This is a genomic window from Sphingopyxis sp. (assembly GCF_035250425.1).
Lineage (GTDB): Bacteria > Pseudomonadota > Alphaproteobacteria > Sphingomonadales > Sphingomonadaceae > Sphingopyxis.
This window is the reverse complement of the sequence record NZ_DATFFD010000014.1, coordinates 1-7,317: the sequence shown is the minus strand read 5'-3', so window position 1 is coordinate 7,317 and position 7,317 is coordinate 1. Positions and strand designations below refer to the sequence as shown.

Annotated in this window: 6 protein-coding genes; 3 read left to right on the top strand and 3 right to left on the bottom strand. The window is 65.4% G+C overall.

Annotation, left to right across the window (positions count from 1 at the left end; translation table 11 throughout):
* The 3 genes from VJ811_RS01045 to VJ811_RS01035 all read right to left on the bottom strand — a co-directional run.
* Nucleotides 1-298, bottom strand: a 298-nt coding sequence (locus VJ811_RS01045) for an RrF2 family transcriptional regulator (protein WP_324070330.1), incomplete at its 3' end; no start/stop codon positions are given.
* Between the two features lie 296 nt (nucleotides 299-594).
* Nucleotides 595-1,482, bottom strand: coding sequence for a helix-turn-helix domain-containing protein (locus tag VJ811_RS01040; protein ID WP_324070328.1), 888 nt, complete (start codon nucleotides 1,480-1,482; stop codon nucleotides 595-597).
* Between the two features lie 101 nt (nucleotides 1,483-1,583).
* Entirely contained in the window at nucleotides 1,584-3,404 is a 1,821-nt protein-coding gene (locus VJ811_RS01035) for a DUF885 domain-containing protein (RefSeq protein WP_324070326.1), read from the bottom strand.
* An 82-nt stretch (nucleotides 3,405-3,486) separates the two neighbouring features.
* On the opposite strand from VJ811_RS01035, the gene VJ811_RS01030 reads away from it, so the two are divergent.
* The 3 genes from VJ811_RS01030 to VJ811_RS01020 form a co-directional block, all read left to right on the top strand.
* Nucleotides 3,487-4,557, top strand: coding sequence for a quinone-dependent dihydroorotate dehydrogenase (locus tag VJ811_RS01030; protein WP_324070323.1), 1,071 nt, complete (start codon nucleotides 3,487-3,489; stop codon nucleotides 4,555-4,557).
* Nucleotides 4,558-4,717: 160 nt separating this feature from the next.
* Nucleotides 4,718-6,409 (top strand): gamma-glutamyltransferase, encoded by a 1,692-nt coding sequence (gene ggt / locus VJ811_RS01025; protein ID WP_324070321.1) that lies wholly within the window; start codon nucleotides 4,718-4,720, stop codon nucleotides 6,407-6,409.
* A 47-nt stretch (nucleotides 6,410-6,456) separates the two neighbouring features.
* Nucleotides 6,457-7,317 (top strand): AMP-binding protein (locus tag VJ811_RS01020; protein ID WP_324070319.1); only part of this gene is annotated, 861 nt, incomplete at its 3' end.

The window sequence follows — 7,317 nt, the reverse complement described above, 5'->3', positions numbered from 1 at the left end:
AGTCGTGCCGCCCTTCGGCGACGCAGGAGGTGAGGGCGATCGGCCCCTCGACCGCCTCGATGATTTCGGCGACATTGATCGCCGCCGCGGGCCGCGCGAGCCGTACCCCGCCGCCGCTGCCGCGCGACGCGACGAGCAGCCCGGCGCGCGCGAGCTGGCTCACCAGCTTCTGCGCGGTGGGTGCCGGAATTCCCGTCTGCTCGGCGAGCATGCCGGCGTGAATCGGCACCGACCCGCATTGGCGGGCGGCGGCGCTCATCAGCACCACGGCATAATCGGCAAGGTTGGACAGGCGCATAAAATATTCCGTCGCAGTTGCGAACGATTCTTAACTGGAGTAAATCACTCCACTTATATAGGGAAAGCTTTTGTGCGGCGCAACCAACGGGCGCTATTCCGGCGCCAAGAAAAAAAGGCACCCATTCGGCCAAAGCCAAATGAGTGCCAAGATGAAGGTCTCATGTCCTCGTCAGAGGATGAGCTCTTCTGGGTCGCAGGGGTGAACTATGCCCCCGCGATGATTCGCGATTGGATGAAAACGCCAAATCGACGGGACAGATAATTTTTGAAGGTAAACGGGGGTCGGGTGTGACCCTATGTTTCCGAAACGAGCGGGCTGACGCGGCCGGCGAGCTGCTTGCGGCCCTTCGTCGTCGCCTCGGTATAGCTGGTCGGCTTGCCGAGCTGGCCGGGGGTCGCGCCGGCAAAGCGCTTGATCTCGCGGATCAGGTGCGACTGGTCGTAGAACGCGTCGCCGAGCTGTGCGACGTCGAGCCCTTCGCCGCGTGCCAGCGCCGATGCGGCGCGCACCGCGCGATATTTGCGCGCGAGCATGCGCGGCGACAGGCCGTAATAATGTTTGGTCATCCGCTCGACCGACCGGATCGACATGCCCGTCGCTTCGACCAGTTCGGGAACCTGCGGCGAGGGCGATCCGGTCAGCCACCCGTCGACGGTGCGGATGAACCACATCGGCGCGGTCTCGCCCCGCGTCAGCACCTCGCGCGCGAAATTATTGCCGATGACCAGCTTTTCCTCGACACTTTTCGCCATTTCCAGCGTCGTCGCGACCTCGTCGATCCAGGGACCGAACAGGTCGGCGGCATCCATTGCGCGGTCGGTCAGCTTGTCGGCGTGGTCACCCATCAGCGCCGCCCAGCCCGCGGGGAGCATGCCGAATCCGAACATCTGCGTCGGGCAATTGCTGATCGCGCGCACACGCCCGCTCGTCGGGCCCACGATATTGGCGCGGCAGACGGGCGCGCGGTGATCGTCGGCGAAGACATATTCGCCGTCGGCGGCGGTGACGAAGCGGAACTGCGGGCGGTCGGCGCGCTCATATTCGTCGAAACGCGGCATGTTGACGCGCGCGAAATAGAAGCTCGACACCATCTCCGCCAGATCGGGATCGGGCGGGAAATAGTGCAGTTCGAACGGCGCGCTGCCGTCCACGCCGCCAGGCGAGGAAGAAACATCTGACATGACAGACCCAGACCTTGGCAACCGTGACCCGGCCGCCTTCTTATCTGGAACAAATCATTTGCGTTTCACGCCCCTGCGTCAAGCGGCAATCGTCAATTAGCTTAACCTTTCTGCGCCGCGATCCAGACATCGACGCGCCGTTCGAGTATGTCGAGCGGCACCGGACCCGATTCGAGCACGACGTCGTGGAAGGTGCGGAAATCGAACTTGTCGCCGAGCGCCGCTTGCGCGCGCCCGCGCAATTCCATGATCTTGAGCTTGCCGATCAGGTATGCGGTCGCCTGCCCCGGATAGACGATATAGCGCTCTATCGCCTTTTCGATGTCGCCGTCGGGGTTGGGCGTGTTGTCCTTGAGGTATTTGATTGCCTGCTCGCGGCTCCAGCGTTTGTCGTGGATGCCCGTGTCGACGACGAGGCGGCACGCGCGCCACAGCTCCATGCCGAGGCGCCCGAAATCGCTGTAGGGATCGGTGTAGAAGCCCATGTCCTTGGCGAGCTCCTCGGTATAGAGACCCCAGCCTTCGGTATAGGCGGTGAAGCCGCCGAAGCGGCGGAAGGGCGGCAGCCCGGTCAGCTCGGTCTGCACCGCGCGCTGGAGGTGATGGCCGGGAACGCCCTCATGATAAGCGAGCGCCTCGAGCTCGGTCTTCGACATATCGCGCAGGTCATAGAGATTCACATAATAGGTGCCCGGCCGCGACCCGTCGGGCGAGGGCGACTGGTAAAAGGCTTTGCCCGCCGATTTCTCGCGGAACGCCTCGACCGCCTTCACCTGCAGATGCGCCTTGGGCAACGTGTTGAAGAAGGCGGGCAGCCGCGCCTCCATCGCCTTCACCTTGGCGTCGACGTCGGCAAGATAGGCTTCGCGGGTCGTGTAATAATATTGCGGGCTCGTGCGCAAATGCGCGAAGAATTGCTGCAGGGTGCCCTTGAATCCGACCTTCGCCATGATCGTCTTCATCTCGCCGTGGATGCGCGCGACTTCGGCGAGGCCGAGGTCGTGGATCTCGGTCGCGGTCATGTCGGTCGTCGTATAATTGGCGAGCAGCGCCTCATAATAGGCTTGGCCGTCGGGCAGGCGCCACACGCCGTCCTGCGTCGGCGCGCTCGCCTGCTGGCGCTTCATCTCGGCGAGCAGGCGGCCATAGGCAGGCCCAGCGCTTTCGCTCCACGCCGCCTTGGCCGACGCGATCAGCCGTGCCTTTTCGGCATCGGCGATGGCAAGCTTGCCGACCTTCGCGGTGATGTCTTCGATCACCGCATTGTCGGGCTTCTGCAGATTGCCGATGTCGGAAATGAGGTAGGCATAGACCCATTTCGGCGGCTGGACGCCCTTTTTGGCGCGCTCGGCCGACTGCGCCGACAGCGCGTCGAGCACGGGGCCAAGCCCGCGGATGCGCTCGACATAGGCTTCGGCCTCGGCGGCGTTGGCGACGCGGTGGATGTTGATCAGGAACGCGGGGAGCTGGCTCTGCGCACCGTTCATCTGGTCGAAGAGATAGCCATGGTTGCGATACGGAAACAGCCGGTCGGCGCGCGCGGCCTGCGCGTTGAACAGCTCGAACGACAGCGCGTCGTCGACGGCCATCGTCTTGGGATCGAAGCTGGCGCGCATCGCCTCGGCGGTCGCCTGTTGCAGCTTGTGGTTCGCCACCGCGGTTTCGTCGCTGACGTCGTTCCACTTGCCATAATCGGCATCGCGAATGCCGCGATACGCCTTGCCCTGCGGGCTCAGCGAGAGCTGCGCCGCGTCATAATTTTCAAAGAATTGCGCGAGGTTGGCGCCGGCGGGGGCGGCTTCGGGGGCGGGCGTCGCGGTTACGGTGGCGGGCGCTTCCTGTACCGCGGCCGGGGCGCAGCCCGCGACGGCGAGCAGGGCGAGCCCGGTGGACAGGCGAGCGATTATGCGAAGGTGCGACACGAATTTCTCCCGGTTTTTCCGATGACTTTGCAGGCCGGCCGGGGCTTGCCATAGCCTCCCGCTCGGCGCAATGGCATGCCCCATGTCGTTCTTCGCATCGCTCACCGACAGCGCCTATGCGCTCGTCCGCCCGGTCGTCCACGCCACCGACGGCGAGGCCGCGCATAACCTGACGCTCAGCGCGCTCCAGCCGCTGCCGCGCGCGCGCCATGCACTGACCAGCCCGATGCTCGCGACCGAGCTGGCCGGCCTCAAATTCCCTAACCCCGTCGGCCTCGCCCCCGGCTTCGACAAGGATGCGCGGGTCGCGCATGTCATGCCGCATTTCGGCTTCGGCTTTGTCGAGATCGGCACGCTGACCCCGCTGCCGCAGGAGGGCAATCCGCGCCCGCGCCTGTTCCGGCTGGTCGAGGACAAGGCGGTGATCAACCGCATGGGATTCAACAATGGCGGGCAGGAAAAGGCGGCAGCGCGCATCGCTTGCCTTCGCCGCCATGGCCTGCCCGTCCCGCTCGGGATCAATATCGGCGCGAACAAGGACAGCGCCGACCGGATCGCCGACTATGCCAAGGGCACCGCGGCGATGGCGCCGCTTGCCGATTATCTGACGGTCAATATCAGCTCGCCGAACACGCCGGGTCTGCGCGCCTTGCAGGACAAGGGCGCGCTCGAAGCCTTGCTCGACGGCGTTGCCGCAGCGCAGCCAGCGGGCGCGGCGAAGCCGGTGTTCCTGAAAGTCGCGCCCGACCTCGAACCCGCCGACATCGACGACATCGTCGCGGTTGCTTTCGACAAGGGGCTGGCGGCGGTGATCGTGTCGAACACAACGATCGTGCGCCCGGCGCTCGCCTCGCGCCATGCGAACGAAGCGGGCGGCCTCTCGGGTGCGCCGCTCGCCGAACTGGCGCTGCAACGCGTCCGGGATTTCCGCAGCGCCAGCGGCGGCAAGCTGCCGCTCGTCGCGGCGGGCGGGATCGCCTCGCCCGAACAGGCGTGGGAGCGCATCCGCGCGGGCGCCAGCCTGGTCCAGATATATTCGGCGATGATCTATGAAGGCCCAGGCCTCGCGCGCCGGATTGCGCACGGCCTCGAAAAGCTAGCCGCGCGCGACGGCTTCGCGCGCGTCGCCGACGCGGTGGGAACAGGAAAATAGAATATCCCCTCCCGCACGCGGGAGGGGCAGCGAGACTTGCAAACTTGTTTGCTAGTCGCAGCGGGCTGGGCAGATGGCCGCTGCCCACCCCTAACCCCTCCCGCAAGCGGGAGGGGAACAAGGGTTGCGCTACCTTCACCTCCGCGCCAATGTCGCGCCCATGTTGAAAAGATTCCTCCCGCTCGCCGCCCTTCTTTCCGTCACCGTCTCCTCGCCCGCGCTGGCGCAGGGCGTCACCTCGTCCGCCGATCCGCGCGCGACCGAGGCGGGACGCGAGATTTTGCACCAGGGCGGCACTGCCGCCGATGCCGCGGTCGCGATGGTCGCCGTTCTCACCCTCGTCGAACCGCAGTCGAGCGGCATCGGCGGCGGCGGCTTCTTTGTTCACCATAATGCCAAGGACGGCAGCATCTCGACGATCGATGGGCGCGAAATGGCGCCCGCGGCGGCGAAGCCCGAGCGTTTCCTCGGCGCGGACGGCAAGGCGCGCGGCTATATGGATGTCATTCCCGGCGGGCTGTCGGTCGGCGTCCCCGGCAATGTGCGCCTGATGGAGATGGCGCACAAGAAATGGGGCAAGCTCGAATGGAAGGCGCTGTTCCAGCCCGCGATCAAGCTTGCCGAGGAAGGCTTCATCGTCACACCGGCGCTCCATGACTGGCTCGTCCAGTTCGAGCCGTTGTGGAAGGAATTTCCCGCCCCGCAGGCGATCTATTATGTCGACGGCAAGCCCGCCCCCGTCGGCACGCGCATCAAGAACCCCGCTTATGCCAAGCTGCTCCGCGACATCGCGGCGCGCGGGCCTGCCGCATTTTACACCGGCGCCAATGCCAAGGCGATCAGCGACGCGGTCGCAAAGGCGCCGCGCCACCCGAGCCAGCTGACCGTCAAGGATATAGCGGCTTACAAGGCGAAGGAACGTCCCGCGGTCTGCACCACCTACCGCGTCTACAAGGTCTGCGGCATGGGCCCGCCATCGTCGGGCGCGACCACCGTCTTCGGCATCCTCGGCATGATCGAGGGCTGGGACATGAAGGCGATGGGCAAGGACAATCCGATGAGCTGGCATCTGCTCTCGGAGGCGATGCAGCTTTCCTATGCCGACCGCGCCGCCTATCTCGGCGACGGCGATTTCATCGACGTCCCGGTGAAGGGGCTGCTCGACAAGAGCTATCTCGCCGAGCGCCGTCAGCTGATTTCGCCTTATGGCGCCGCGGGCAAATATCAACCCGGCACCCCGCCGGGCGCCACGCCGCGCGCCGCCGCGCCGCCGGTCGAGGAGCAGGGGACGACGCATTTCGTGACCGCCGACAAGGACGGCAACCTCGTGTCGATGACCTCGACGATCGAGAGCATTTTCGGCAGCCAGCTGATGGCGAACGGCTATTTCCTCAACAATGAGCTCACCGACTTCGACCTCGCCCCGACCGAGGGCGGCGTGCCGACCGCGAACCGTGTCGAAGCGGGCAAGCGTCCGCTCTCCTCGATGTCGCCGACGGTCGTTTATGGCCCCGACGGCAAGGTCATACTCGCGGTCGGCTCGGCGGGCGGCAAGCGCATCATCATGCATGTGACGAAAGTGCTCGTCGGCGTGCTCGACTGGGACCTCGACGCGAAACAGGCGATGGAGCTTCCGAACCTCTTCTTCGGTCGCCAGGGTGTGCTGATCGAGAATAACGAGGCCGGCAAGGCGATCGCCGCGAAGATGAAACCTTTCGGCTACAGCTTCACCGCGACGAGCCTCGGGTCGAAGCTCAACGCGGTCGAGCGCACCGCCGAGGGCTGGCGCGGCGCCGCCGACCCGCGCGGCCCCGGCAGTTCGTCGATCGACGGGGCGCCGGCGCAGAATTGATCAACGATAACAAAGCTAAGCAATCAATCTCCCTGGAGAGAGGCAGAATGAAGCTTGAAAATCCCCATCTCGACCATTTTTCGAGTCTGGTCGCGATGTTCTTCGACCGTGCGGGGCGTGGCGGCGAAGATCCCTTCCTGTGGCGCAAGGCCGACCGCGCCTGGCAGCCGCTGAGCTGGCGGCAGGTCGCCAATCAGGTCGCGGCGCTCGCGCACAATCTGCGCGAGTTGGGGCTCAAGGAAGGCGACCGGGTGGTGCTGGTCAGCGAGAACCGGCCTGAATGGTGTATCGCCGACCTCGGCATCATGGCGGCGGGCTGCATCACCGTGCCGACCTATACGACCAACACCGAACGCGATCATCAGCATATTCTCGACAACAGCGGCGCGAAGGCGGTGATCGTGTCGACCGCGAAGCTCGCGCGCACATTGATGCCCGCGGTCATGCGGTCCGAGGCGCATATCGTCATCACGATGGAGAGCCTGCGCGTCGGTCAGCAGGGCGAGGTTTCGGTGCACGACTGGGCGCCGCTGGTCGAAGGCGGTGAGACTTATGTCGAGGAGACCAAGGCGCGCGGGCTCGGCGTCAGGCGCGAGGATACCGCTTGCCTTATCTACACCAGCGGCACCGGCGGGGCGCCGCGCGGGGTGATGCAGCATCACGGCGCGATCCTGCACAATGCCGCGGGTGCGGCCGAGGTGCTCGTGAGCGACTTCGGCATCGGCGAGGAGGAGGTGTTCCTGTCCTTCCTGCCCCTGAGCCACGCTTATGAACATTCGGGCGGCCAGTTCCTGCCGATCATGGTCGGCGCGCAAATCTATTACAGCGAGGGCCTCGAAAAGCTCGTCTCGAACATCGAGGAGACGCGCCCGACGATCATGGTCGTGGTGCCGCGCCTGTTCGAGGTG